Raw genomic sequence first — 25,874 nt, 5'->3', positions numbered from 1 at the left:
GATGACGCATTCAATACTAGAGTTTTAGACAGCAAGTACATCATAGTGATACGTGATGCAATATTTCCCTCTGCAGGAGCCCTGCTGATTGCTTTCGGAAGAACATACAATAAGCAAGCCTACCAAATTTTTAGTCGTATACGATCTTGTATTGCCAGGGGCTATTAAAATTGGAGCGAGATTTTCCTCTGCTCCATTAACAAGGACAATTGGAATCATCAGCAGTTCATCCGCACAGCCGCTATCATAATATACACTTACCGTGCCTGCTGTTTCCACTCCGTTTAATACATTTGCCGCCCTCCACAGCAGCTCGGGCAGAGGGTTGCCTCCTCCCCTGCATGGTACATTGAAATTACCGCAAAAATCATCCGTAACGATATCGCCTCTCATTGAATCGTCCGGACAACAGCCGCAGCAGCTTGCCATAGTAATTCATCTCCTTTTGTAAAGATAAAATATTCTATGGTTTTTGAAGAAAATGGTATGGGAGATAGGACTAAGCGTAGATAATAATTTTTCATTAAATTGAATTCCTCCTCAAGATGTCCGCAAAAAGGATTGTTCAATAGTTAGACCTTGAAAAGCTTAAGCGGTTTGCTGGTTGTTTAGGCTTCAGATTGGATCGGAGAGGTGTGAAGGCTCTTTCAGGAATAGCAGGAAAGGAGAGACGCAGTAATGACAAACACTGCTGGCTGCCATCTGCAGCTAAGAGCAGCAGTATTTTCGCATAAGAAAACCCCTGGTATGCACATGAGCATACCAGGGGTTACCTATTGGAATATGTTCACTCAGTGTGATCGTTCAGACAAGCCCGGGACATTTCAACTTTTTTTATTGATTCCCCCTGCTTGTCATGGCTTCCACCCTTCTTCTCACATAGCCATAAACGAAAATGAACACAAATACGACAGCCGCTCCTATTGAAGCAGCTCCCTGAATCCACTCCAATTTCAGCATTAGGACAGCTCCAATGAGAAAGCCTTGTGTGAGAAGGATCGTTCGAAGAAGTGTGTAAAAGCTTTTACTTTTCACTTCTGTCCTGACTGGGTACAGATCCGGCAAGGAGAGCATATCGAAATGCTTCACTAGCGAGATCAGCTGCACACCAGTCAAGAAAATGGCGGCCAGGATAACCGCAATCGCTCCATAAAGATTGGTTTCTGCAAAAAAAGCAACGGCTCCGGCTATGACGGTAAGCCGGATGAAAACTCCTAAATAATCCGTTCCTCTAATAAAGGCTCTCGATAGCATGTACAGGTAAACATGCTCTTGTCCGAACTTAATGCTGCTTAGAATCCAGTCAAGATAGATCCTTCGTTTTGCTTCCTTACGAAGCTTAGGTACATCTGTAAACAAATTGGCTAGCCGGTAAAAGGACTGCTTTTTGCGGTACTCTGCTCGGATAAGCCGATCCCATCTAAGTCCCTTGCCTTTTGCTGTACGTCTGTAATACATATAAAGCATTCCCATAAGCAAGGCAATGATAAGAGCATAAACAGGCATAGCTGAAAGGACAAAATACAGGACTGCAGCATTCAATGCGAACCGGACAAGCCGATCCCCAGCTATAGATATATTTTCTTGTGAAAAGGATATGTACCAATCACAGTCCATGTTCCACCAGATTAGCAATAACAGCAAAACACCCGTTGCCAAATACCAAGCTCCCGCAGAGGAAACAGCAAGATAGAGCGGGCCGAGCAAAAGAAACAGCAAAATGATTGGCAGCATAAACTGGATAAAACTATAGGTTTTCGCTTTCCTTAAATAAGGGTTCATCTTCCCTTCAAGCGGAAGCAAAAATACTAAATCTGCTTCTTTAAATAACGTTCGTACACTCGAAAGAATGAGGACAGCAGCAAGTACAGCTGCAGTTGCCATTTCAGCCGGAAATGCTTCAGGAAGCTCTTTCAGCCACGATTGATACCATAGCGCCCCTCCTGCCAGGAGAAAGATCATAACAATTAAAAGATGGTCGTTGAGCATATACCTCAAGTAGGAGCGGACTTCCTTTATATGCTCTTCGAGACGGCTGTTCCACAGCTCAAGAACGCTCTTCATAATCTTCTTCCTTCGTCAGCTGAATGTAAAGATCATCCAGGTTCGCTCCACTCATCCCGAATTCCCGCTGCAAATCGCTTAAGGTCCCTTTGGCACGCACCTCACCATTATGCAAAATAATAAATGCATCGCAATAGCGTTCCGCAGTCGCAAGGATGTGCGTGGACATAAGAATGCCTGCCCCCCTTTGCTTAGCCGTATCCATTTTCTCAAGCAATGAATTAATCGCAAGCGGATCCAGACCCACAAAAGGTTCGTCAATAATATACAGTTCCGGCTCAACCAGAAAGGCGCACATGATCATGACTTTTTGTTTCATCCCTTTGGAGAAATGAGCAGGAAACCATTTCAAGCGCTTTTCCATTCTGAATTCTTTCACAAGCGGAGCCAGTCTTGAATCCAATTCAGTTTTCGAAAGTCCATACGCCATCGCGGTAAGCTCCAAATGTTCATAAAGCGTCATTTCCTCGTAAAGAATCGGCGTTTCAGGGATAAACGTAAACTGCTGCCTGTATTGTTCATGATGATCATCAAACGTCTGCCCATTAATGGAGATCTTTCCTTTATTCGGTTCCATCAGCCCGATGATGTGTTTAATGGCCGTGCTTTTCCCGGCCCCGTTTAATCCGATCAGCCCTACAATCTGGCCTTTTTCAACAGAAAAAGAAACATCTTTCAAGACCGGATTTCTTGTGTAGCCCCCTGTTACACCATCTACATGCAAAAGTGTCATATCCTTAATCCCTCTCCATACTGTATTGTTCATGTATGTATCATAACAAAACGACTGGGCCGCTGTCGTGTAAGCCGGTGGCTTTAAGCAAAATTATCCAGTATAGAGGCTCATGCCATCGAGCATTCTAAATAGGGAAGAAGGAAGTTCATTTACTTTGCGAATGAGGTGTTTGTCAAAGACGTAAAAGCTTAAACAGTTCACCAGAGTGGAAGTCAAGGATTGTATCCGCGAGCACATCGCTTAAAAATGAGGTGTTTGTTAAAGGCAGAATTTCTGATTGAAACCTTTTTAAGCCAGCCGCTTCTATCAAATGAGGTGTTTGTCGAAGGCATATTACCGTTTTAAAAATGAGTCCTTCCCTTCTTCTTAAGCAGGGCCTGCCAAACGCTGCAGGTCCTGCTTTCCTGTTTTATCCTCAGTCTGCGGCATCCCCAACGTAACCCTTCTCACTCCTTCAGCCTTAAAAATATTCTGCGTATTTAACCAGCATAATAAGGAGGGCAAATAGTGTAAATATTCCTGCTGCGATAAGCGCATAGCTAATCTGAAATTTATGTTTTTGATGTTCCATCTTAGTCCCCGTGGCAGATTGTAGAGCCACATCCACCGTATTGGAAAAAGCACCTCCGGATGATGAAAAAAAGTAAATAAGGGCAAATCCAAGCAGTCCTACAAAAAATGCATAGTCCGCTGCTTCTCCGCCTGCATAAAAAGAAATGGTCCAGCTTGTACCTGCTAATACGAGGCCGGTCAAGAGCATAGAAATAACTTTTTTCATCTAAATCCCCCTCCATTTATACCTGTATTTTGGTTATCTCTATCCATTACGTTTGATCGTTCAGATAGGTTCCATTTTCTTCCGTTCCAATCCTGTAACCTCATTCGCAGGCTCCGGTTTTTCCTTTCCTGAAAAATCATCCATGTAGCTATTCATTCTGAAACATGTTAGGTTTAAGAGAAGAATTGTGTAAGCGTTTTCTATCTAAGGCAAACTTTATATTGAACAAACGGAGGGGATTGTTTGTATACATTTCTTGCAGGAATTGCACTGTTGATTGCAGGCTATTTCATTTACGGGAAAGTGATCGAGAAAATATTTGGCATTAAGGAAAACCGTTCAACTCCGGCATACACTCATCAGGACGGAGTGGATTACCTTCCGATGGGAACGAAAAAGAATGCATTGATCCAGCTGCTTAACATCGCAGGTGTCGGTCCGATTTTCGGACCCATATTGGGAGCGCTCTACGGACCTGTAGCATTTATCTGGATTGTAGCCGGCTGCATATTTGCCGGAGCAGTGCATGATTACCTGACAGGAATGATTTCCATACGAAACCGCGGCGCGCATCTTCCGGAGCTTGCGGGAAAATTCCTGGGAAAAGCGATGAAACATGTAGTTAATATTTTTGCAATCCTGCTGCTTCTTTTAACAGGAACTGTTTTTGTCAGCGCCCCCGCTGCCCTGCTCGGAGATCTATTCGGAGGCAGTGTGACAATGGGGCTGATCGTAGGAGCTATTTTTTTGTATTATATCCTTGCCACTTTGCTGCCCATTGATAAAATCATTGGCAGGCTTTACCCATACTTTGGTGCACTTTTGCTGATCAGCGCCTTAGGGGTAGGCGGAATGCTCGTGTTTACAGGCGCGCCGATTCCAGAGCTGACCCTGCAAAATATGCACCCTGATAATATGCCCGTGTTTCCGCTGCTGTTTCTGACCATCTCCTGCGGAGCACTTTCGGGTTTTCATGCAACCCAGACACCGATTATTTCAAGAACAGCTAAAAATGAAAAGAACGGCCGAAAAATCTTTTACGGCATGATGATAGCAGAAGGAATCATCGCCATGATTTGGGCTGCTGCAGCCATGAGCCTGTTTAATGGTTCCGGAGGGCTGAATGAAGTGCTTGCGAATGGCGGTCCGGCTGCGGTCGTAAGTGAATCCTCCGCCATAATGCTTGGAGCTATCGGCGGGACGCTCGCTGTTCTTGGCGTGATAGTCCTGCCAATCACCTCCGGAGATACCTGCTTTAGAAGCGCAAGAATGATTATTGCCGATTACTTTACCATTACGCAGAAAACGTTTTTAAACCGGTTATGGATTGCACTGCCGCTCTTTGTCATCTCTTATGCACTTACAAACATCGACTTCAATTTGCTTTGGCGGTACTTTTCATGGGCAAACCAGTCCACAGCGGTTATTGCCCTCTGGGTAGGGGCCATGTACCTGTTCATTGCCAAGAAAAATTACTGGGTCGCCATGATCCCTGGAATTTTCATGACAATGGCTACAATGACTTATATTTTGAATGCACCAATCGGTTTTCGTCTTCCTATGAACGCTGCACTGATTGCAGCAGCCTTCATAACTTCTCTGATCATTGTGCTGTTTGTGCGGGCGGCCAGAAAAGCAAGAAAGGAAAAACTCCCGCTTGAACTGGAAGTATCCGGCGGCGGAAACGCAGCCTAGTCTACAGGGCTGCAGATTACACCTGCAGTCCTTCTCTTTTAGTTCCCGCAAGTTCCATCCTCTGACATCGTTATGGTAAAATACCCCTAAACAGTTGTGAAAGGGATGATTAAATGAGCTGCATTTTCTGCAAAATCATTAATGGGGAAATACCGGGAGCCAAGGTTTTTGAAAACGAGCATGTTATCGCCTTTCTGGATATCAGCCAGGTAACAAAAGGACATACCCTTGTTGTGCCCAAAGTACATAAAGAAAACATTTACGAAATGACTCCTGAAATTGCACGGCATTTTTTTGAGGCTGTTCCTGCCATTACCCGATCGATTAAAGAACAATTTCAGCCTGAAGGACTCAATTTGCTGAACAATAACGGAGAGCTCGCCGGACAGTCCGTCTTTCATTATCATATGCACATCATTCCAAGATACGGCAAAGGTGACGGATTTGGCGCCGTTTGGAAAACCCATACCAATGATTACACCTCTGAAAACCTTCAGGATCTTGCAGGCCAGATTCGGGAAGGAATTCAATCCCAGCGATGAAAACAGCCCATTCAATGGGCTGTTTTTTCGTGGTGAGAACCGTTTGGTATTCATGAATAAAGCAGCCCGGAAGACAAGACCACCGATGCTTAGACCGGAATACCTTTCCCGAATGCCCGCATTGCAGACCGGCAGCACGGATTAAGAGGGATTTTAACAAAAATATTCAAAACTGTCTGTCATTTATGATACGATGAAACTAATTTTATTCGATTAACGCTTTAGGGGGCTATACTATGGCAAGAGCTTTAAATTTCAGTGCAGGGCCGGCTGCATTGCCGCTGGAAGTATTGGAACGTGCTCAAAGAGAATTCAGCAGCTATCAGGAATCAGGTATGTCGATTATGGAAATGAGTCATCGCGGAAAGCATTATAACCGTGTTCACTCAGAAGCAAAGAACAGGCTGAAGAGGCTTCTGGAGGTTCCCGATACCCACGATATTCTTTTTTTGCAAGGCGGGGCAAGCCTTCAGTTTTCCATGGTTCCTATGAACTTTTTGCATGAAGGACAGACAGCAGGCTATATCGTAACAGGTTCATGGGCAGAAAAAGCTTTGAAGGAAGCACAGAAGATCGGCCAGACTAAAGTCATTGCTTCGTCGAAGGAAAAACAATTCCGTTCAATTCCGCTAAGAACTGAGTGGACCGCGCACGAAGGACTCGCCTACCTTCATATCACATCCAACAATACCATTTATGGTACGCAGTGGCATGAATTCCCTGAAACGGATGCCCGCCTCGTTGCGGACATGTCCAGTGATATTTTATCCCGGCCGCTGGACATAGGAAAATTTGGTCTGATTTATGCGGGAGCCCAGAAAAACCTCGGCCCATCAGGTGTAACGGTTGTGATTGCAAACAAGGAATGGCTTGCAGCGGGCAGCTGTCCGCAATCCAAATTTCTCGATTACAACACCCATGCCGAAGCAGACTCTTTATATAATACCCCCCCTACTTTTGCCATTTATATGCTGGGGCTAGTTTTAGAGTGGGCAGAAGAACAAGGCGGGACCCGTGGCCTTGAAAAGAAAAACAGGGAAAAAGCGGCAGCCTTATATGATTCGATTGAAGGCAGCGGAGGCTTCTATATGCCCCACGCTGAAAAAGGCAGTGAGTCTCAAATGAATGTAACATTTACGCTCGCTGACAAGGATTTAGAAACGGACTTTCTTGCGAAGGCGGCAGAACAGGGGTTTATCGGATTAAACGGTCATCGGAGCATCGGCGGCTGCCGTGCATCTATTTACAATGCCGTGCCGCTTGAAGCCTGCGAAAAGCTTGCCGGCTTTATGAATGCTTACAGGAAAAATCATCCCGCCAGCACTTTTTCTTTTCAATGAGCGGGGCTCCTGTTATAATTTGTTTAACCGCTTTTGCAATGGGAAATTAGTTCACCATTGGAAAGCAGACTTTTGAGCCAAGAAGAGGAGAGTTGAGTTATGAAAACAAAAGAACTGGTTACGATGTCCCTGTTTGTCGCCATTGGGCTTGCTTTGCACAGCATTATCCCGCCGATTTTTTTCGGCATGAAGCCGGATATGATGCTGACTATGATGTTTTTGGGAATTGCCCTGTTTCCAACCCTAAAGAACACACTGCTTTTGGGGGTATTGACAGGAATTCTTTCAGCATTGACCACTGGATTTCCAGGCGGGCAGCTGCCGAACATCATTGACAAGCCGCTTACAGCACTGGCGTTCTTCACATTGCTTGTCTTAGCGGGCAAAATGACTTCGAAACCTGTGACTGTACCTGCTTTTACAGCAATCGGAACCGTATTATCAGGAATTATATTCCTTGGAAGCGCCCTTTTCCTTGTAGGTCTTCCCGGGGGAGCAGGATTTACGGCCCTCTTTATAACTGTAGTTTTACCGGCAGCCGCATTGAATACGATTGCCATAACCTTTATTTTCCCGATCGTTGCAGCCATAAATAAACGTTCAAAAACCGTTTCGGCTTAAAGATGATTGATTCAAAGGGGACTGACCGGTATCGGTCAGTCCCCTTTATTCGATCAGCCCGATCTTTTGAACATCCCATTGCATTCACATAATGTCCATCAGACATGCTGATTGGAGCAATCCTCTTTATTTTAATGCAGCAAAGACAGCATGATGCCGACAAGTAATGTGATCCCTGCTCCTCCCGCCATCACTGCCGCCCGCTGCTTTAACACCCATTTAGGCGGATAGGAAGCAGCCTGCTGCGCCTTTTTTACATAATTGAGTGAAACGAGTAAGAAAACGAGACTAATGAAGTAGAATAGAATTCCCAATCAGCATCCTCCTTCTCCCCCTTTTACGCCTATGTATATGCCTTTACGAACCCGGCTATGAAACTTGTTTCCCTTCCCTCCTGGTGATCCTGTTTAACAGAGCGGCAGTGGGGTATCATGTAAAGAAGGATTTTTTGGTGGTAATGTGGAATGTTTTAATATCGGATAACGGGAGTGATGAATGAATGTCAAAAGCCAAATCCATTTTCCTCGGAATTCTTGCCGGAACCGTTGCCGGAGGCGCAGCAGCCCTGCTTTCCGCCCCTTCTTCCGGAAAAGATCTGAGAGGCCAGATCAAAGACAGCAAAGACCGTATGCTTAATACCATCAATCAGCTAAAAGAGGAAAGCATCGCTTTAAAAGAACAGATTGTACAGGCAGCGAAAGACAGTGCAGAAGTTATTAAAGAGGTCTCAACTGAGCTGCAAACGTCCCTCCAGGAATTCCAGGTGGAAATTGAACCTCACCGTGAAAACCTGCAAAAAGAAATTGAAGCAATTGAAGAGAAAATTAAGCAGTTAGAGAATACTATGAAAAATTGATGAATATTCCCATATAAGAAATAGCTGTAATAAAAAGGTGCTCAAACTTTGTCGGTTTGGCACCTTTTTTCCTTATACCTTTCAATAGTAAAGGATTGCATTTATTTATTTAAAAATTTTGTTAATTTACATCTTTATTAATCTTTATTTTTTTGGGATAATAGAGAATATTAGAAACGGGGAAAAGTAGGTGAATGGGAATGAAGAAAAATGAAAAGGATTACACTGTAAAAGAAGCATTGCTCTTTAGTCAGAGAATCGCCCAGTTAAGCAAAGCGCTTTGGAAATCAATCGAGAAGGACTGGCAGCAATGGATCAAGCCCTATGATTTAAACATAAACGAACATCATATTCTGTGGATCGCCTATCATTTAAAAGGAGCCTCCATTTCCGAAATCGCAAAATTCGGAGTGATGCATGTCTCAACTGCTTTTAATTTTTCGAAGAAATTGGAAGAGCGCGGCTTTCTTGAATTCTCAAAGAAACTCGACGACAAACGGAACACGTATATTCAGCTGACTCCTAAAGGAGAAGGAATTCTATTACAGCTTATGGAGGATTATGATCCTACTAGAAATGCCGTGTTCAAAGGAGCGATGCCGCTTCAGAGCCTCTATGGGAAATTTCCTGAAATTATTGAAATGATGGCCATCATCCGCAATATTTACGGGGACGACTTTATGGAAATATTTGAACGATCTTTCAGCAACATTGAAAAGGAATTTGAAGAAGAAGACGGACGTCTAAAGAAAATCGAAGCAGAGGAAAAGGAAGAGGAGCAGCCTAAAGCTGCGGCGAACCAGTAATCAGGGGAAGCAGCCTTCTTCATAGAGGAAAAAAACACCTGCACTAAGCGCAAAGAGTCTTTTCAGACCCTGATTGCGCTTTTTTTTATAGAGCTTATTTAAGTGCATGAAGCCTTATATTTCCCCCTGCTCCGTCTTCTATTTTACTGCCAAAATAAATGTTTTGTTAATTTGATTATTTTTTTGTTTTTTAGTATTGATTTTTTCAAGCTGCGGCAGTAAAGTAGGTAAGGATTTATTTTTAGGGGATGGTGATTGTATGAACTGCTGGAAAACCATCGACCTGTCGAAAGACTATGGGTTTCAGCGTCTATTCATTTATTTTATACTTGCATCCATTGCAGCTTTTATTGCCCTTTACCTTCCTTTGTCGATGGTAGACCAAAGTGAGAAGCTGGATGCAGAGCATATGTTGACTTTCTTTCTATTATTGGTTTCGATTTTGCCCGTTCATAAACTGCTTCATTCCCTTCCGCTTATGGCATGCGGAAAACCGCCAAAAATGAAAATGGAATATGCAGGAATCATCCCGATTCTGCGCCTGAAGCCTTGCGCAAAAATCAATAAACAGCTGATGCTTGCAACCTTGCTGTCCCCATTTATCATTTTCACAGCGATCAGCATCCAGGCAAGCCTTTTAATGCCTGAATATGTTCATTATTTCTGTCTGGCCGCCGCCCTCCATATCGGCTGGTGTGTGCCCGATTTAATATACGCCCGTTTGATTATAGCCGCTCCGAAAACCTGTATTGTGGAAGAAGACCGGAATGCTTTGGAGATCCTGATTCATAAATAGCAGGAATTAGCTGTAACATATCCCGATGAAGATTCGCCATGCTTCACGCGGTACCGGTGCAGGAAAACCAACCGTATTAAAAAGGCTCTGAACATGTTCAGAGCCTTTTTATGTCTGGCGGATATTATTGCTCTCTTTTTACAGCGGGACGGGGGTTTTTTTCATGGAATTAAGCTTCGATTACTGGTCCAAGCCATTTATTTCGTGTATTTAAGACGTGAAGGATCGCAACTTTTCACTTATATCGGCTATTTTTTACTTATATCGGCTATTTCTGCTGGATATCGGCTATTTTTCCAATATATCGGCTATTTTTTGATTTTATCGACCGAAATGAGGCATATATCGATTTTTCGGCAGCGTTCGACAAAGATGCCAATTTCGGCAGACAGCTCCAAGTCTTCACCCTGCGTCCAGCCAGCTGTATCGGATATACATCCCACCCTCTTCCCTCCCCTCCTATGCAAATTCAGCCGATCATCAAAGCTCCAGCTGGCCCGCAAAGAAGGCGCGGCCGACCGGTAAAGCCGCAAAGCCGCAAAGCGCCGCTTATCAGCGAACAGACTCCAGTCCATAAATAAGCAAATGCCGGCTGCGGAATCATCAGCCTGGTTAAACAGTGCCTTTTTATCAAAAGATGGAAAGCCTGCATATTGAAAGAACAGCAGATGCAAACCGGCATTTTCCTATCTTTTTCTAAAGAATTTTGGTAATCTTATATGTATCAGTAAGGAAAGGGGGGATCTCATGTGATCATCTTGTTCATTTTCTTTGCTGTCTTCATCTTGTTTTATATCAACACATTAACGAACCAGCTTTGTGTCGTTCGTGAGATTCCTGAAGACCGTCAAACGAGAGTGTTTCGAATGATTAATGTCCTTATTACGATTCTGCTGATCTCTTCGTATATTGAAATTCTTTATACATAGAACTCGGAATCTGCTGCTCCGATCCATTTATACACAAAAAAGCTGACCATCTGATGGCCAGCTTTTTTGCTTATTGATTATTTTTGCTAAGATGCTTATTAGCAAACGTATGCTGCACCAACGATGATCAACAAAATGAACAACACAACGATTAACGCAAAACCTCCAGCGTAAGAACCGCCCATTGAACACACCTCCTTACCGATGGTTAAGATATACTATGCATTTCATTTGTATTGCGAATGGGCGTATATCCTGCATTTGCAGTTACGAACAGCCCTTATTAATCAGCAAATGTAAGCTGCACCCACAATAATCAGCAAAATAAACAACACAACAATCAGCGCAAATCCGGAATTGTATCCTCCCATGACATATAGCCTCCTTTCGCGTTCATCACAGTATATGAGGACGTTTTTTGCTTGACTGGGTTTTTCGCCCAGAACGGAAAACTTTCTTCTGTTTTCCCTGAGGAAGCACGCCTGGCAAAAATTCACACAATTTCACATAATAGGAGATTCATGGCTTTTTTATATTTGAGAGCGCTTGCATTCCCTGGACTGGACTGGCGTTAAGCAAGGCAAGCTTTCATTTCTTAGTTCGATTCAATCCGTTTAAACAGTGCACTCTCGCGAGATTAGGTTGCAAAAGTCTACTGAACATGGCACAATGTTTTATAGTATTTAGTACAAACACTACTATGGCAGGAGTTGTATCGAATAATGAAAAAAATGGCTATAGCGGCTATTACAGCGACGAGCCTTTTCACACTCGGCGCATGCAGCAGCGGACAAGCTGGCGGTTCTGATGTCGTGGCTGAAACAAAAGCTGGGAATGTAACGAAGGACGAGCTATACGAGGCAATGAAATCCCGGGCAGGCGAGCAGGTTCTGACGGAATTGGTTCATAATAAAGTGCTTGGTGAAAAATATAAGGTTTCTAAAGATGAGATTAAAAAAGAACTTGAAACCATCAAGTCTCAATACGGTGCTGAACAAATTGATGCCCTGATTAAAGATCAAGGTGAAGAAGCTGTTAACAATATGGTCAAAACGGAACTTTTGCGTAAAAAAGCTGCTGAAGCAGAAGTCAAGGTTACAGATGAGGATATTAAGAAATATCATGAAAGCCTGAAGGGCAAAATTAAAGCGAGCCACATTCTCGTTGAAGATGAAGCAAAAGCCAAAGAAGTGAAAAAGAAGCTTGACGACGGCGGCAAGTTTGAGGATCTCGCTAAAGAATATTCCTCTGACGGATCAGCCCAATCCGGCGGTTCTCTTGGATGGTTTGATAAAGAGCAAATGGTAAAAGAATTCTCAGATGCGGCCTTTAAGCTTAAAGAAGGCGAAATCAGCCAGCCGGTTAAATCGGAGTACGGATACCATATCATTCGTGTGGATGAAACGTATAAATCCTTCGAGGAAATGAAAAAAGGCCTGGAAGCAGATGTTAAAGAACAAAAACTTCAAGATCCTGCGACCATGCAGGCGGGCATCGACAAAGCGCTCAAGGACGCAAACGTAGAAGTTAAGGATAAGAAGCTTGAAGACACGTTTAAAGCTCCTGAGCAGCCAGCTATGCCTGCTCAGCCTGCTCCGGCCGGACAGTAATAGGAAAGACGCACATGTAAGAGGAGGCCTTTGAGCCTTCTCTTTTTTTACCTTTTTCCTCTCCTTTCCATCACCCGGGGCTTTCCGCACTTGCTATTTATTCCCGTACCTGTTATCCTAGTTAAGAATTATTTTTGTTCGGATATTAAGATCGAATACGTTTCAGCTTGATATTTTTAGAGCAAGAATAGTAACACGTTTGTGCACATGCACTAGGAGGTAACAAAATGTTAGAAGGTACAGTTAAGTGGTTTAATGCAGAAAAAGGTTTCGGTTTCATCGAGCGCGAAGATGGCGACGACGTATTCGTACACTTCTCCGCTATCCAAGGTGAAGGTTTCAAAACTCTAGAAGAAGGCCAAAAAGTTACTTTTGAAATCGTTCAAGGTAACCGTGGCGATCAAGCTGCTAACGTAGAAAAAGCATAAGTTTTGCCCATATAAAAAGACTCCTGCCTGCAGGAGTCTTTTTCTTTTGCTAACCTATGATAAACCCGGCCGCTGCTTTCCACTCTAAATCCATAAGCGCTCCACCGAGTTTGAGCATGCGGGGTCTAACCTTTTAACCTGTCCTGCTTCTCCCGCTGGAGTCTAACGCCTCACCCGGCAGGTGTCTATGCACGAACGCAGCCTGCTGCTGTAAGAGAATTATACGGTCATTTTTTCAGCTTTTCTCCGCTCTCTTTCAGCTTTGATCCGTTCAAGATAAATCCGGCCTTCCTGTTCGATGAATTCCAGATCCGTTTGTTTATCTTCTCTCGATAGAGTTACATACTTAAATCCGCTGAAAAGCACTCCGCCCATACATAAGTAAATCCACCACGGCATTGTCAGCATCCCGGTTCCTCCTTCAATAGCCAAGCATTTATCTCATGCTTATGCGCCAGAAGAAAGGATTATGCTAGTTATGGAAAACCGGTTTATAAAAGGATCTGTTTTCAAGAGCAAAAACCCTCTCAGAAAATTCTCCAGGCTTCACCCGTTCAAGAGCCCTGTCCAGCATATTCATTTTCGCATCCAGATTATCTATATAATGGAGAATCTCTGCTTCTTTAATCATCGGCGGTTTTGGGCTTCCCCATTCAGCTTTGCCGTGATGGGATAAAATCATATGCTGAAGAATGACCACTTCCTCCGATTCTATTCCAAGCTCTTTGGCCGCCTGGGCAACTTCGTTTACCATAATGGATATATGCCCAAGCAAATTCCCTTCGACTGTATATGCCGTGCTGATCGGACCGCTCAATTCCGTGACTTTCCCAAGATCATGCAGGATGACGCCTGCATAGAGAAGATCTGTATCCAGTGATGGGTAGAGCGCTGCAATGGATTTTGCCAGATTCAGCATGGAAACGACGTGGTAAGCAAGCCCTGAAACAAACTCATGGTGATTTTTTGTTGCCGCCGGATATTCAAGCAGCGCCTGCTGATGCTGCTTCACCAGATGCCTTGTAATCCGCTGGATACTTGGATTCTTCATTTCAAAAATATATTGAGTGATCGTATTCATCATTTCTTCTTTTTGTAATGGAGCCGTCTCCAGAAAATCGGATACATCATGGGACTCATGGTCGTGAAGAGGTCTGATGTTTTTAATTTTCAGCTGGTTTCTTCCCCGGTAATGATGGATATCGCCTGCAATTTTTACGATTCCCTGCGCTCCATAGGTTTGCTCATCCCCTTGGCTGGCATCCCATAGCTTTGCTTCAATTTCCCCGCTTTTATCCTGGAGGATGAGGGTCAGGAAGGGTTTCCCGTTGCTTGCTACTCCTTTAGTTGAAGATTTAATGAGCAAATAAAGCTCAACCTGTTCCCCGACATCAAAATGCATAATACCTTTAGACATGAAGATTCCTCCCTGTTTTTATCTGTGAATAAGTATAGCATACTTAAGATAGCCCGCTTTTCTAAACGGTTTTTTCGATTCTTTTTTGATCCATTGCATCCCTTTCAAGCACGTGAACGCCGCCAGCGAACTCTTCAGCCAGCTGTTCATGGCAAGTGAAGATAAGCACCTGCTGTCCGGCTGACAATTCATGCAGCGTCTTAAGCATCTGTGACGTCCGCTCCCCGTCAAAATGCACAAACCCGTCATCGATCAGCACCGGCAAATTCAGCGTCTCGTTCAGGCTGTATATCAGTGCCAGTCTAAGTGAAACATAGAGCTGCTCCGAAGTAGCCTGACTCAGCTCTCCAGCTTTAAATCGCTGGCCGTCTATTCTCTCAGCAATGAAGGTTTGCTCGCGCTCCGGCAGGTAGACGTTCACATATCTGCCCTTGGTCAGCTTTCCGAAAAAATAAACGGTCCTCTCAAGCAGCTTTGGCATTCTGACCGTCCGGTAGTATTGGATGGTACGCTGGAGAAAATCCCTCGCCAGCGTTCGAACAGCCCAGTCTCTCGCTGTCTGTTTCGCTTCTTCTTTTTGGACCTCAAGCTCATGAAGATGGTCAGAATAGCTGCCATCAGCCTCCAGCGACCTCAGCTTAGCCTTTAGATGCGAGGCCTGCTCCCGTTTCTCTTTCAGACTTTGCTCAGCTGATTCAGCGTCTATTCTAGTTTTCCGGAGCTCATCCTCTAAAAGAAGCCAATCGCGGCCTGCAAGCTGCTGAGCTATATCGCTCGCCTCCAGCTGTCTCTCTGTCCACAGCAGCTTTTTCTCTGCTTCCCTGCGCTCTTGATGGTGAACGGCCATTACCCGGAAGGATTCTTCGTCATAAACTTGAGCTGTTTTAAGAAGGTTATAGTATTCTTCCTTTTTGCCGTTCAATTGGAGGAGCCGCTCTTGATAGTCTGCATTCACTTCCTCAAGCCGGGCTTCAATATGAATGATTTGGACTGCTTTCCCGTTTTCCACAAGCATTGCCGAGTGTGCTTCCTCTATAGCATCCGTAAGGTTCCTTCCACGAGCATTCCCAAGACGGAGGAGGCTTTGAGCATGATGTTCGAATTGCTCTGCAGCTGCTTGAGCCGCGCGGTAAAGCTCTTCTTTCCTTTGCTTTTCCGAGTAGATCTGCTTATATCTTTCTATCATTCCAATAGATTCGGCCAGTGAAGAAGTTCCTGCTCCTTCTTCCAGCATCAGTGCCCTTCTGATCGGGTTCAGGCTTTCTTCCAGCTGAAAACGGTCTTTCTCCCACTCCTCAAACCTGGCGATGATCCGGTCGCATGCTCTTTCTTCCTGTTCAGTACGCAGCTTTTCCAAATCTGCCATCTGTTTGATCTGCTCGTCTTTCCACAACAGTCCTCTTATTTCTTCAGCCCGCTGTAAGGAACGCGGAGAGGAATCTTTTGTTTTTTCGAGTTCACCCTCTAGCACACTCTTCCGCTCATGAAGATGCTCCATAAGAGAGCGGCTTCCCCTGTTGTGGAGCCGGATCAGGACACCAGACAAAAGGAGTATGGCTGTAAGGATTCCCGTGATCATCCACTGCTGTTGAATAACAGACCATATCATTCCTGCCCCCAAAAGAATGGTTAGCATCACAAATAAAGCAGTAAAGCTTTTTTGAAGGTTACCTGATTTTTTTTTCTGACTTTCCATCTCTTTTTCCAGACTGACAATTTCCCGTTTGAGCTGTTCTGCATTGAGAGGATTATGATCCTTTTCGAATGTGGAAAGCTCCTGCTCAAGCTGCAGCCGCACTTCCTTACCCATTGTTTTTCCAGCTAGTGAGGCATAACGTGCCTCACTTAAATCAATGGCTTCTCTTGCCCGGTCGAACTGCTCATCGAGCTGCTTTTTTTGGAGGGAAAGGGTTTTCGATGCTTCCAAGGCGTCAGAAATCGCGCTTTTCATCTTAATTGTTGTATCGATAGACGCCAGCTTTTCCTGATGAGGAGGACTCTCATAGACTTGATCAGCCAGTTCCGTGAGTTCTGCAGTCATGCGCTGAATATCAGCTGCAAGAGCATTCCGTTCTTTTTCCAGAGCTTGGTACTCGGCTGATTGTCCTTTTAAGCTCTCGATTTCTAATTTATTTTCCAGTATTTCATAGTCGGGTTTTAAACTGGAGGCTTTATCAGTAAGCAATCGGATTTGTTCCGCAAGCCTTTGAGCTTGTACCGACAGCGGCTCCATTTCTGACTTCAGACGGTCCATCCGATTTGTGCCGTCTGCAGGAAAAAGGCTCGTATCAGGCATGGTCGCAAGCTCCTGCTTCAGGTTTCTTTGTTCATTCAGCAGCGGGAGGCAGGAAATCGCTTTGCTTAAAAAGGATTGCTGTTCGCGAAGGTACTCCAAGCGTTCCTCGATTTCTTGAATCCCGGTCTGTATTTCTCCTTCCTGCTGTACAAGCGGCTGGTAATCCCTTTCCCGCTGCGCTGCTGCTCCCGCCGCATCAGCAGTGCGCTTAAGCCGTCCCAGCTGCTCATTTAATACAGGTTTTTTGCCATTTGGTTTAAACAGCCTTTCCTGTTCTTTTGCAAGCCTCTGCTCAAGCTTATACACCGTATCGGTACCCACCATGCTTGTTACGTAAAGGAATTTTCCAATCTCCTCTTCATTTAGCTTCTCAATTTGCTGAAGACCATGCAAATCAAATGAAAATACAGATTGATAAAAGGTCCGATCCATTCCGCCTGTCCATTCTCGAAGCAATTTTTCCCCTGCCGAACCGCCGCTGGGCAATTCAATGACAGCTTCTCCACCGGATTTTCCGCGAACCCGTTCAATTTTCACCCGTCCGGTACCTGGAACTTCGGCAATTATGGCCCCGCCAAAAATTTCACTGCTTTTAGGTTCGTATTTGCTGTCAGCCTGCTGTTTTGAAGGAAGACCAAATAATATACTGTGGATAAACGACATGATGGTGGATTTGCCAGCCTCGTTCTTTCCATAAAACAATACCTCCCTGCCTTCTTCCAGAACAATCCGCCGGCTTACAAACTGGCCGTATCCATAAATAATGAGCTCTCTGATGATCATTTGTGAAGCTCCCCTTCCCTCAAAAGCTCTGTCAGAACGAGATTCTCCGCTTCCCGGATCATTTCCAGCTGCTCTTCTTCGGTAAATTCAGATAAGTGCTTACGGACAGAGGCGTGACTAAATAAAGGGGCCGCCGCTTCAGCAAAGGATTGATACGTTTCTGTTATCCTAAAGAAGTCCCTGTAAAAAACAGAATCCTGTCTTAGCCGATCCCTATCCATCTGAAGCACTGTGTGATCGGTTATTTTCCCAACCCAGACAAAATCCTCCCGTTCCTCTTCCTCCTCGTTTAAAACAGACATGATGTCCTTTACTGCATCGTTTTGCTTTAAATCTGCTGCCATCGGAGTTTCTCCAGTGAGCTGAATTGAAAGAACTGCCGGGCGGCCGCCGGTTCTCAGCTGCTCTTTCGCCTCCCTGCACAATTCCATCAGTCTGCCGGCAGTTTGAGCCTCATTTAGATTCACACACAGTTCTTCCCATATGACATCACAGAGCGGGATAAAATCTGTTTTCACACCTTCCTCATTGATAGATACGCAATAGCAGCCTTTCTCACCTGTTTCCTTTCTGTGGCGTCCCTGGAGGTTCCCCGGGTACACAATCGAAGTTACCGGGGATGGCAAAACAGACCGCTTATGAATGTGCCCCAGCGCCCAATAATCAAATCCTGTTCTCTCGAGATCCTGAATCGTGAAGGGGCTGTAAACATCATGCTCTTCATTTCCTCCTTCAGCCGATCCATGCAGCAAACCGATGTGGAAAGGGGCCCCTTCTTTTTTTATGTAGGAGGACGTTAGGTTTTGTGTTACGGAACGTTCCGGATAGCTGTAGCCATAAAGGTGGGCAGCAGGCTCTCCTGCTTTCAGGAATGGAATGCATTCAACTGCTTCATGACTGAAAACATGGACTGATTCAGGCCATTCCACCTGCAACCACCTCCCTCCCATATGATCATGGTTCCCGTGGATCACAAACACCTCTATCCCGGCTCTGTCCAGTTTTTCAAATTCCCTTTTCAGCCGAAGCTGAGCTTTCAGGCTCCTGTTTTCCCCATCGAATAAATCTCCGGCGATGATCAGAAAATCCGCTCTTTCCTTAATCGTATAGGATATAAGGTTGGCAAAGCTCGCAAATGTGCTTTCCTTAAGCCGGTTAATCACGCTTACCGGCAGGTGCCGCAGCCCCGCAAAAGGACTATCCAAATGCAAATCGGCTGCATGAATAAATTTCAAAGATGTCATAATAACCCCTGCTTTCGTAAAGCCTTTCCTTTTATTTTATCATCCGGACAAAGCGAATGCACGTTCTCTCCTGAATGATTCATTAAATGAAAGCTCTGGTGAATCCCGCTGTTACTCTTGCTTTAATAGATGATGATGGATCCTCCCTTCGCAAGTAAGGTATCGTTGAAATGATTGAAACGTGGTCTCTGTACTCTTTTATTACAGGCAGACCCCCTGTAAACGTGGCAGTAAAGCCCTAAAACTGTCCATCAGCAAGGAACGGGTACTCCAGTTTGCGGCGGTTACTAATAACTCCAGTGCACGGTTATAAGTGCCTGAATGCATCAATCATCAACTTTACGGAGGAAACGTCAATGATAGGATCATGGAAAGAGGCTTGATTCCAATTTTCGAAATATATAGTAAAATAGAATGATCTAAAGTTTACGGAACAGCATTTTTTGATCAAGATGAAAGAAAAAAATTAGATTTAAAATTGAGGTGAAGCACATTGGTGTGATTGCACGTGATAAGTAAAAATATGTGGAGGAATAGGTATGTGGATATTATTAGGGGTTATTGCTATAGCATCAACTTTTATAAACCTTTATTTTTATGCAGCAGGAAAGGATTATAAGCATGCTATGGCGTTAGGATTATCATTTACAGCATTGACACTTTGTGCAGAATACAGTCTTGTATCAGATTGGGTAAAAAGGGAAGATTGGTCAGCTTTAGGGGAAGCACCTAATTTTGAAAGGGTATTATGGTTTTTGACCATTGTTTCGATCTTACTGAATATTGCACCTGTCCTTTTAGAACGAAAAGGGAAGAGATCATGACTTTTTGTCATCCATTTACATCATTCGGGATGACTATGGAGTTCCGGGGGCGGCAGTTTTCAAGTCAATGAACTACACAGAACTCCCGATTGCAGTGGAAGTTCTGTTTTTTAATAACTTTCAGCATTTCAGTGGTTATCCTGATGACAGACCTCCTTTACTCCTCAGCCCGTGAAAAGGCATTCTGACTGCACTGCAAGGTGTTATATCAAATAATAATCCTGAGCGTAATAAGCTTTAAATCCGCAAGACTCATAAAGTTTCAGGGCACCTGTGTTTTTTGCTTCGACTTCAAGAAAAACCGGGTTTCCTTTTTCTGTTTCTTTCGAAAGGATGGAAATCAGCGTTTTGCGGCCAATGCCCCTTTTTTGATGTTCGGGAGAAATTGCGAAACCATAAATCCATGCCTCTCCGTTTTCTTCTGAAACCCGTACCTTTCCTGCAGGCTCCTCCTTGTACTCAATTATGTACGATTGCTGTTCATTTTCCATTTTTAATCTTCTATTATATTCCTCTGCATCTTTTGGCGAAAATCCAAAACAGTCAACATCAATCTGTACTTCGAATGGAAAATCTGCTGCTTCCGGTCTTCGCAATACAAGGTCAGTGTCCGGATTAAGCGGACCGCCTTCCCACTTCATCTGATGCTCAGAAAAAACAAATACTGCCTCAGTCTTGCTTAAAAACCCTTTAGCGGATTGCGAGTTTCCTGGTGCATTCAGCAGAATTTGCCGATACCCCTGATTTTTCACTTCTCCTATTGCCTGCTGAAGGAGGTTAAAAAAGATCCGGTTCCTCCTGCTCCCGGGATGGACCATCCCGCAGATCTCCGCCTTGTTTCCAAAGCCATATATGGCAGTGAACCCTTTTAATACGTCTTCCTCATAGTAAAAAAAATCCTGTTTTACGTGATGATCGCGGTTTTTTAGCATCTCCCAATTCAGCTTCAGCAGAATGTTTTCATGCTCCTCGCATGTCTTCTGCAGGCTTTTGATGTCCTCAAGCTGCTTTTCCGTTAACATGACCAATCCCCCAACTTGTGAAGTACGGAATTTAAGAAAATTTGTTTAATAAAGCCTATCTGCCTCAGTTTCAGGGCATGTGCAGGCGGCTGAAAAGGCTTGGATGGGTGGATGTCAATCTCCTCCCCCGCCTCCGCCGTCTCCACCTCCACCATCTCCGCCTCCGCTGTCTGAGGAGTCAGAGGAGGAGTAGAAGAAGCCTCCGTCGCTGCCGCTGCTTGAGCCGGAGTGACCTCCTTTTGACTTGCCTGCCTTTACTATGATGAAAATTAGTCCAAATAAAAGAATAAGTACCATAAATCCCATTCTGATTTCCTCCATCCTTTAAATAGTCAACACAGAAAACCGTGTGAACTTGCGTATAAGCGGATATCAGCCTTCTTATCGGGAATGCTAACCGGCAGGAAGGTGATAAAAATGAAAAAATTGTGTATGATCCTGCTGGCTTCCCTTGTTCTTTTCTACGGATGGAACCTCGAAAAGGTTTCATTTACCAGCGAAATAGCTGCAGCTGCTAAAACTCCGGATTTTACAAAGGAAGCAAAAAAAGAAGCCGCCAAAGCTTATCCGTTGAGCCCGGTGCTGGCAGCGAGGCAAATATGGGAGCAAACCCGCCAGGATAAATCCCTCAAACATTATCAGCTTACTCTGGCAAATGGACAGCGCAATAAAGAAGTTCTCGTTATTGTTCAATACAAAACCGGCACGAAGAAGATTCATTCCATTCAAGTGCATGAATTGAAATAATGCTAAACAGAACGTAAAGGAAAACCCGGGAGAGCTGCTTGAGCATTCCCGGGTTTTCGCTGTTTTGCTGATAAAGACGTTTACTGAACTTTTCAGATTCAAAAGCAGCACGGTCTGCAGCACTGCTGCTTGATCAGTTATCTTTCCCCATGCTAATCGCTTTTTTAATATCTTTCAGCGAGCTTGAATTTCCATACATTAAAACCCCGCCTTTGTAAACACGTGCTCCATAGTAAGCAAGCAAAAAGATTGTTCCGAGAAGAATAACAATCGATAAACCGGCTTCCCAGAACGGTACATCGAGCATGCCTACCCGAAGGAACATAATCATCGGGGCAAAGAACGGAATATACGATGTCACGGTAACAAACGTATTATCCGGATTACCGAGGTTGAACATCGCAATCATGAATCCGGCTACAACGATGAAAATCATCGGTGTAATCATCTGCTGCACATCTTCAATCCGGCTGACAAGCGATCCTAAAAACGCAGCGAGAGTTGCATAAAGGAAGTACCCCAGCAGAAAGAAAATAATGCAATACGCAATCGTAGCAGGAGAGGTATTTGAAAATCCAAAAATTCCACCGCTCATTGCATCAATCTCTTCCATCCGGTCTTTAACGGCCAAATAACCAAAGCCGATCATCAGGGCAAGCTGGGTTAAGCTGACCAGTGCAATACCAAGTATTTTCGCAAACATTTGCTGGATCGGGGATATGCTTGAGATCAGAATCTCCATGATTCTTGAAGCTTTCTCCGTCGCAACCTCCATTGCAATCATACTTGCATAGGTAATAACGGAAAAATAAATAACAAACAGCATCACATAAACGAGTCCCCTGGCCTGATTGAGTTCTTCCGCTGACTTGGCATTTTCCTCAAGCGCGATTTTTTCCATTGCTACAGGAGCAAGAAGCTCTGCAACCTGTTCGGGTTCCACTCCCAGTTTTTCGGTTCCTGCGGCAACCTTAGTCTGCTGCAGCGACTGGTCCAGCGTATAAGCAAATTCGGCATTCATGACGGACTCTGCATGAAAGGTCCCTTTCGGAAGCCCCTGAGCATCACTGCTTAAAACGACATATGCATCCAGTTCCCCGTCCATTACTTGTTTCTCAAGCGTTTCCGGATTCGCTGAGGACTGGTTAATAGTTAAATCCGGTTCCAGAGTCTCCGCATTTTGGCGGAACGGCTCAAAAAATGTTCCGGACTGATCGATCACCGCAATTTGCTTCGGTTCATCCTTAATGAACAGCTCCATCACGTTTTGAAGATTTGATATTCCCAATATAAGCAAAACCGTGATTCCAGTTGTAATCAAAAATGATTTCGATTTAATTTTGCTCAGGTATGTATGCATTAGAACAACCCAGAATTTACTCATAGGAAGCACCTACCTTTTCGATGAAAATATCATTTAAAGACGGTTCTTCGAGCTCAAATCTGCGGATAAAGCCCTTGTTTTGAATGGCCAATAAGATATCCTGGGAAACTTCCTCGCCTGTTACCTGAAGCCGGATTCCTTCTGAGATTTTCTTCGCTTTTACTACACCCGGAAGCTCGCTTAGGTAAGACAGATCAAAATCTGCATGAATAATAACATTTTTCTTTCCAAAAGACCGTTTGATTTCTTTAAGACCGCCATGAACAACCGGCTTGCCCTTATGCATGATGCACAAATGATTGCACAGCTCCTCCACATGCTCCATACGGTGACTGGAAAATACAATGGAAGTGCCCTGCTGCCTAAGTTCTTCAACAGCTTCTTTTAACATTTCTACATTGACCGGATCCAGTCCGCTGAACGGCTCATCCAGAATAAGCAGTTTCGGGCGGTGGAGGACCGCTGTAATAAATTGAATTTTTTGCTGATTCCCTTTTGAGAGCTCTTCTACCTTTTTGTTTAAATACTCGGGAACTTTAAAACGGTCGAGCCAGCGTACCAGTTCTTTTTCAGATTCGCTCTTATTCATCCCCTTCAGCTTAGCCAGATAGACCAGCTGATCTTTAACCTTCATCTTAGGGTATAGCCCTCTCTCCTCCGGAAGGTATCCAATTTGATTTGTAACTTTGTAATTGACCGGTTTTCCCTGCCAGCTGATCTCACCCGCACTCGGATTCAGCAGACCGAGAACCATCCTGAATGTCGTAGTTTTTCCTGCACCATTCGCACCCAAAAATCCGAAAATCTCTTTTTCAGGTATACTGATATCCAGCTGATTGACAGCGGTATGCGCACCAAAATTCTTTGTTACATCATTAAGCACTAATGACATGTGTATCCCTCCTTCATCTATAGTTACGGCTCTTTGTGGAAAAAGTTTCATTTTATCTTAAATTATGAAATTGAATGCTGCTGGAAGGATTTTCGGAACCTGTTTCCGAAATAATATATAGAAGCTGCAAATTTGACTGCCATCAAAGGGGGAAATGAAAATGGGAATGTATTATTTGACTGTATTCGAGAAAAACGGGGAAAAGCTGCTGGATGAAAGCTATGAAGCAGCAAACGATCAGGAAGCAAAAGTTCTGGGGACAAAAAAACTAGAAGAAAAAAACTATACAAAAAATACCCACCGGTGTGTGAATGCAGCCGGCAAAATGATTTTATTTGAACGGTAGGAAAAAAAGAGGTCCGGGACTCTAAGAGTAAGCAGTTCAGTTTTTGTGGAGAACAATGGAAATAACATATTAATGTACAGACCAAATCGCATAGTGATTTGGTCTCTTATTTCGCTGATATATCAATATTTTCACTCAATAAATGTATAGATCGGGAACATTTAGATAATGAACTTGTAACATCCGGATAAGCAATAAAATAATGTGAACGGGGAGATCCATTGCTTGATATTCCTCACGATATAATACCCCAAAAAATTAGAGTAAATTAATATTTTGGGGCGGGTCTATTTTAATTTCAAGCTGGTATTCTTTGTTTCATGCTACTGACCAACCAATGGATACGTTCGGCTCTCTTTAAGTGTATCGTTCATAATTTCAACTTCCCATGCATGAAAATCCAAAGCTGCCAATTGGACAGCATTTTCAAATACAGTACGGTCTGCGTCCGTCACGGAATTTTTATCCATAGTGTATTGCACTTGAGCAACACCATTCGTAATTGACGAGTCAAGAATCTCAATCCCGTCCGCAACCGCTGATGAATAAAACACATCGCCTTCAACCGACTTCATTTTCTCAATGGTTTCAGGGAACGTCATCGGCTCACCGCTATCATTTACTATTTGCTCCTCTAACGGTCCGCCAGCAATAAATAAAGTCTCTTGTAACTCTTTATCATAGACTGCATAGTAGCCTCGTGTTGCACCTCTTTCCTCTTTGACGACCACCGCATCATCGAACGTTCTTTGAGCAACAGTGACCCTTGTTTCACCACCAGGATTTAGTAACGTAACATCTTCAATCCCGTGTAGATCACTAATACCAAACAACGACTCGTAAAATAAACGGCTTTGCGCAGAAGTTGCGTCTAATTCACTCCCTTGTTGACTAAACTCCACGTATAAACTAGGCCAATCAAGTGTCAAATCAGCATATGAATTGAGTATGTCCTGCTCAGAAGGATCATTATTAAATAATGACGTTTCCAAGCGTTGTTCCGGAGAAATCATTTCTTCAGATTCTCTATCACGATCGATAGAATATGCAATATAAAAACTTTTATCTTGACTAATGACTTGAGTGTCAATGAAATAATTCGGATTTAACTGAGCTCCACCATAAACTTCTGTGTCGCCACCTTTTTCATCAGACGATCCAGTTTCTTCATTGGTATTAGTTTCTTCGTTGGTTTCACCTTCTGATGTGTCCATTTTTTCAGTGCTGCCATCATCCGATGACCCTTCTTCCGTGTCTGAGCTGCCATCGCTATCAACATTATCTTCGCCGTTGTCCTCAGTAGTGCCCTCAACCTCTTGTGAATCAGCCGTTTTGTTTTCAGTAAAATCAGCAGTCTGTGAGTTTTCTTCTTCCCCTGAGCTTGAACAACCAGCGATTAGAAAAGCTACGGTAAACATTCCGGATATTTTTGTCATTTTTTCCATTTTTAACACCCCCTATTTCAGCTATACCCCTTGAGTATGTGAATAAAAGTTTTTTATTTAAATATTTTTCTGAATTTATTCAAAGCACTCAACTTTCGCACTTGAATTTATGTGATTGAAGCTACGGCCTCTAATACCACACTTGTTTTTACAGATTTTCCGAACAGGAAAGCCCATTCCTTTAGGTGTGGGATGAAAGTGAGGTCGGATACGGAGTACCACTGAAAACCGTAAGGTTTGTGGTGCTTCAAGTATCCGAAATGTTTTGTTCTT

At 43.9% G+C, this 25,874-nt stretch carries 30 protein-coding genes; 13 read left to right on the top strand and 17 right to left on the bottom strand.

All coding sequences use genetic code 11. The annotated features are described in order from the left end of the window. Nucleotides 1-24 precede the first annotated feature (24 nt). The 4 genes from ACQCV8_RS19320 to ACQCV8_RS19305 all read right to left on the bottom strand — a co-directional run bounded on the left by ACQCV8_RS19320 (nucleotide 25) and on the right by ACQCV8_RS19305 (nucleotide 3,578). Nucleotides 25-429: a DUF3992 domain-containing protein gene (locus tag ACQCV8_RS19320; RefSeq protein WP_426847094.1), complete on the bottom strand. Its 405-nt coding sequence runs from the start codon at nucleotides 427-429 to the stop codon at nucleotides 25-27. Nucleotides 430-834: 405 nt separating this feature from the next. Next, nucleotides 835-2,064 carry an ABC transporter permease gene (locus ACQCV8_RS19315; protein WP_426847093.1) on the bottom strand — a complete coding sequence of 410 codons (1,230 nt, stop codon included), beginning with the start codon at nucleotides 2,062-2,064 and terminating at the stop codon, nucleotides 835-837. Continuing rightward, entirely contained in the window at nucleotides 2,048-2,797 is a 750-nt protein-coding gene (locus ACQCV8_RS19310; RefSeq protein ID WP_426847092.1) for an ABC transporter ATP-binding protein, read from the bottom strand. The genes ACQCV8_RS19315 and ACQCV8_RS19310 overlap by 17 nt, the downstream gene beginning before the upstream one ends. A 463-nt stretch (nucleotides 2,798-3,260) precedes the next feature. Further along, nucleotides 3,261-3,578, bottom strand: coding sequence for a hypothetical protein (locus ACQCV8_RS19305; protein ID WP_426847091.1), 318 nt, complete (start codon nucleotides 3,576-3,578; stop codon nucleotides 3,261-3,263). A gap of 243 nt (nucleotides 3,579-3,821) precedes the next feature. Between ACQCV8_RS19305 and ACQCV8_RS19300 the strand changes: the two genes are divergently transcribed. The 4 genes from ACQCV8_RS19300 (at nucleotide 3,822) to ACQCV8_RS19285 (ending at nucleotide 7,776) form a co-directional block, all read left to right on the top strand. Continuing rightward, nucleotides 3,822-5,273, top strand: coding sequence for a carbon starvation CstA family protein (locus ACQCV8_RS19300; RefSeq protein ID WP_426847090.1), 1,452 nt, complete (start codon nucleotides 3,822-3,824; stop codon nucleotides 5,271-5,273). A 113-nt stretch (nucleotides 5,274-5,386) separates the two neighbouring features. After that, nucleotides 5,387-5,815, top strand: coding sequence for an HIT family protein (locus tag ACQCV8_RS19295; RefSeq protein ID WP_426847089.1), 429 nt, complete (start codon nucleotides 5,387-5,389; stop codon nucleotides 5,813-5,815). 236 nt (nucleotides 5,816-6,051) lie between these two features. After that, nucleotides 6,052-7,155: a 3-phosphoserine/phosphohydroxythreonine transaminase gene (gene serC, locus ACQCV8_RS19290; protein WP_426847088.1), complete on the top strand. Its 1,104-nt coding sequence runs from the start codon at nucleotides 6,052-6,054 to the stop codon at nucleotides 7,153-7,155. A gap of 99 nt (nucleotides 7,156-7,254) precedes the next feature. Next, nucleotides 7,255-7,776 (top strand): tryptophan transporter, encoded by a 522-nt coding sequence (locus ACQCV8_RS19285; protein WP_426847087.1) that lies wholly within the window; start codon nucleotides 7,255-7,257, stop codon nucleotides 7,774-7,776. A 131-nt stretch (nucleotides 7,777-7,907) separates the two neighbouring features. Here ACQCV8_RS19285 and ACQCV8_RS19280 read toward each other — a convergent pair whose 3' ends face one another. Beyond that, nucleotides 7,908-8,090 (bottom strand): hypothetical protein, encoded by a 183-nt coding sequence (locus ACQCV8_RS19280; protein ID WP_426847086.1) that lies wholly within the window; start codon nucleotides 8,088-8,090, stop codon nucleotides 7,908-7,910. A 185-nt stretch (nucleotides 8,091-8,275) separates the two neighbouring features. On the opposite strand from ACQCV8_RS19280, the gene ACQCV8_RS19275 reads away from it, so the two are divergent. The 3 genes from ACQCV8_RS19275 (at nucleotide 8,276) to ACQCV8_RS19265 (ending at nucleotide 10,234) form a co-directional block, all read left to right on the top strand. Next, entirely contained in the window at nucleotides 8,276-8,632 is a 357-nt protein-coding gene (locus tag ACQCV8_RS19275; RefSeq protein WP_426847085.1) for a YtxH domain-containing protein, read from the top strand. Nucleotides 8,633-8,832: 200 nt separating this feature from the next. Further along, on the top strand, nucleotides 8,833-9,438 hold the full coding sequence (locus ACQCV8_RS19270; protein WP_426847084.1) for an HTH-type transcriptional regulator Hpr: 606 nt from the start codon (nucleotides 8,833-8,835) through the stop codon (nucleotides 9,436-9,438). A gap of 259 nt (nucleotides 9,439-9,697) precedes the next feature. Beyond that, nucleotides 9,698-10,234: a DUF3267 domain-containing protein gene (locus ACQCV8_RS19265; protein ID WP_426847083.1), complete on the top strand. Its 537-nt coding sequence runs from the start codon at nucleotides 9,698-9,700 to the stop codon at nucleotides 10,232-10,234. A gap of 308 nt (nucleotides 10,235-10,542) precedes the next feature. On the opposite strand, the gene ACQCV8_RS19260 is transcribed toward ACQCV8_RS19265, so the two are convergent. Then, entirely contained in the window at nucleotides 10,543-10,677 is a 135-nt protein-coding gene (locus ACQCV8_RS19260; RefSeq protein WP_426847082.1) for a hypothetical protein, read from the bottom strand. Nucleotides 10,678-10,983: 306 nt separating this feature from the next. On the opposite strand from ACQCV8_RS19260, the gene ACQCV8_RS19255 reads away from it, so the two are divergent. After that, a complete protein-coding gene (locus ACQCV8_RS19255; RefSeq protein WP_426847081.1) occupies nucleotides 10,984-11,163 on the top strand; it encodes a hypothetical protein in 180 nt (59 codons plus the stop codon). A 98-nt stretch (nucleotides 11,164-11,261) separates the two neighbouring features. Here ACQCV8_RS19255 and ACQCV8_RS19250 read toward each other — a convergent pair whose 3' ends face one another. After that, a complete protein-coding gene (locus ACQCV8_RS19250) occupies nucleotides 11,262-11,348 on the bottom strand; it encodes a YjcZ family sporulation protein (RefSeq protein ID WP_426847109.1) in 87 nt (28 codons plus the stop codon). A 102-nt stretch (nucleotides 11,349-11,450) separates the two neighbouring features. After that, the gene (locus ACQCV8_RS19245; protein WP_035406462.1) at nucleotides 11,451-11,534 is read right to left on the bottom strand and encodes a YjcZ family sporulation protein; all 84 of its coding nucleotides are present in this window, start codon (nucleotides 11,532-11,534) and stop codon (nucleotides 11,451-11,453) included. A 351-nt stretch (nucleotides 11,535-11,885) separates the two neighbouring features. On the opposite strand from ACQCV8_RS19245, the gene ACQCV8_RS19240 reads away from it, so the two are divergent. Both ACQCV8_RS19240 and ACQCV8_RS19235 read left to right on the top strand, forming a co-directional pair. Further along, nucleotides 11,886-12,773, top strand: coding sequence for a peptidylprolyl isomerase (locus tag ACQCV8_RS19240; protein ID WP_426847080.1), 888 nt, complete (start codon nucleotides 11,886-11,888; stop codon nucleotides 12,771-12,773). Nucleotides 12,774-13,000: 227 nt separating this feature from the next. Continuing rightward, a complete protein-coding gene (locus tag ACQCV8_RS19235; protein ID WP_123914794.1) occupies nucleotides 13,001-13,201 on the top strand; it encodes a cold-shock protein in 201 nt (66 codons plus the stop codon). A 219-nt stretch (nucleotides 13,202-13,420) separates the two neighbouring features. On the opposite strand, the gene ACQCV8_RS19230 is transcribed toward ACQCV8_RS19235, so the two are convergent. The 4 genes from ACQCV8_RS19230 to ACQCV8_RS19215 form a co-directional block, all read right to left on the bottom strand. Continuing rightward, entirely contained in the window at nucleotides 13,421-13,609 is a 189-nt protein-coding gene (locus ACQCV8_RS19230; RefSeq protein WP_426847079.1) for a sporulation YhaL family protein, read from the bottom strand. Nucleotides 13,610-13,673: 64 nt separating this feature from the next. After that, a complete protein-coding gene (yhaM, locus tag ACQCV8_RS19225; RefSeq protein WP_426847078.1) occupies nucleotides 13,674-14,618 on the bottom strand; it encodes a 3'-5' exoribonuclease YhaM in 945 nt (314 codons plus the stop codon). A gap of 61 nt (nucleotides 14,619-14,679) precedes the next feature. Beyond that, nucleotides 14,680-17,697, bottom strand: coding sequence for an AAA family ATPase (locus ACQCV8_RS19220; RefSeq protein ID WP_426847077.1), 3,018 nt, complete (start codon nucleotides 17,695-17,697; stop codon nucleotides 14,680-14,682). Further along, the gene (locus ACQCV8_RS19215; protein WP_426847076.1) at nucleotides 17,694-18,941 is read right to left on the bottom strand and encodes a metallophosphoesterase family protein; all 1,248 of its coding nucleotides are present in this window, start codon (nucleotides 18,939-18,941) and stop codon (nucleotides 17,694-17,696) included. The genes ACQCV8_RS19220 and ACQCV8_RS19215 overlap by 4 nt, the downstream gene beginning before the upstream one ends. A gap of 539 nt (nucleotides 18,942-19,480) precedes the next feature. Here ACQCV8_RS19215 and ACQCV8_RS19210 point away from each other — a divergent pair. Further along, a complete protein-coding gene (locus tag ACQCV8_RS19210; RefSeq protein WP_426847075.1) occupies nucleotides 19,481-19,765 on the top strand; it encodes a hypothetical protein in 285 nt (94 codons plus the stop codon). A gap of 203 nt (nucleotides 19,766-19,968) precedes the next feature. On the opposite strand, the gene ACQCV8_RS19205 is transcribed toward ACQCV8_RS19210, so the two are convergent. Continuing rightward, entirely contained in the window at nucleotides 19,969-20,787 is an 819-nt protein-coding gene (locus ACQCV8_RS19205; RefSeq protein ID WP_426847074.1) for a GNAT family N-acetyltransferase, read from the bottom strand. A 114-nt stretch (nucleotides 20,788-20,901) separates the two neighbouring features. Further along, nucleotides 20,902-21,093 (bottom strand): hypothetical protein, encoded by a 192-nt coding sequence (locus ACQCV8_RS19200; protein WP_426847073.1) that lies wholly within the window; start codon nucleotides 21,091-21,093, stop codon nucleotides 20,902-20,904. Between the two features lie 111 nt (nucleotides 21,094-21,204). Here ACQCV8_RS19200 and ACQCV8_RS19195 point away from each other — a divergent pair, with 111 nt between their 5' ends. Next, nucleotides 21,205-21,534 (top strand): DUF3889 domain-containing protein, encoded by a 330-nt coding sequence (locus ACQCV8_RS19195; protein WP_426847072.1) that lies wholly within the window; start codon nucleotides 21,205-21,207, stop codon nucleotides 21,532-21,534. Nucleotides 21,535-21,667: 133 nt separating this feature from the next. Here the strand turns inward: ACQCV8_RS19195 and ACQCV8_RS19190 are convergent, their stop codons facing one another. Further along, a complete protein-coding gene (locus ACQCV8_RS19190) occupies nucleotides 21,668-22,918 on the bottom strand; it encodes an ABC transporter permease (RefSeq protein WP_426847071.1) in 1,251 nt (416 codons plus the stop codon). Continuing rightward, on the bottom strand, nucleotides 22,911-23,810 hold the full coding sequence (locus ACQCV8_RS19185; RefSeq protein ID WP_426847070.1) for an ABC transporter ATP-binding protein: 900 nt from the start codon (nucleotides 23,808-23,810) through the stop codon (nucleotides 22,911-22,913). Before ACQCV8_RS19185 ends, ACQCV8_RS19190 begins: the two co-directional genes overlap by 8 nt. Nucleotides 23,811-23,970: 160 nt before the next feature. Between ACQCV8_RS19185 and ACQCV8_RS19180 the strand changes: the two genes are divergently transcribed. After that, nucleotides 23,971-24,156 (top strand): YhzD family protein, encoded by a 186-nt coding sequence (locus ACQCV8_RS19180; protein ID WP_426847069.1) that lies wholly within the window; start codon nucleotides 23,971-23,973, stop codon nucleotides 24,154-24,156. A 323-nt stretch (nucleotides 24,157-24,479) separates the two neighbouring features. On the opposite strand, the gene ACQCV8_RS19175 is transcribed toward ACQCV8_RS19180, so the two are convergent. After that, nucleotides 24,480-25,601 (bottom strand): hypothetical protein, encoded by a 1,122-nt coding sequence (locus ACQCV8_RS19175; RefSeq protein WP_426847068.1) that lies wholly within the window; start codon nucleotides 25,599-25,601, stop codon nucleotides 24,480-24,482. Nucleotides 25,602-25,874 lie beyond the last annotated feature (273 nt).

The sequence above is a fragment of the Metabacillus sp. 84 genome, from assembly GCF_050107715.1.
GTDB lineage: Bacteria > Bacillota > Bacilli > Bacillales > Bacillaceae > Metabacillus_B.
The sequence above is the reverse complement of the archived record's forward strand: the minus strand, read 5'-3'. Positions and strand labels throughout refer to the sequence as shown.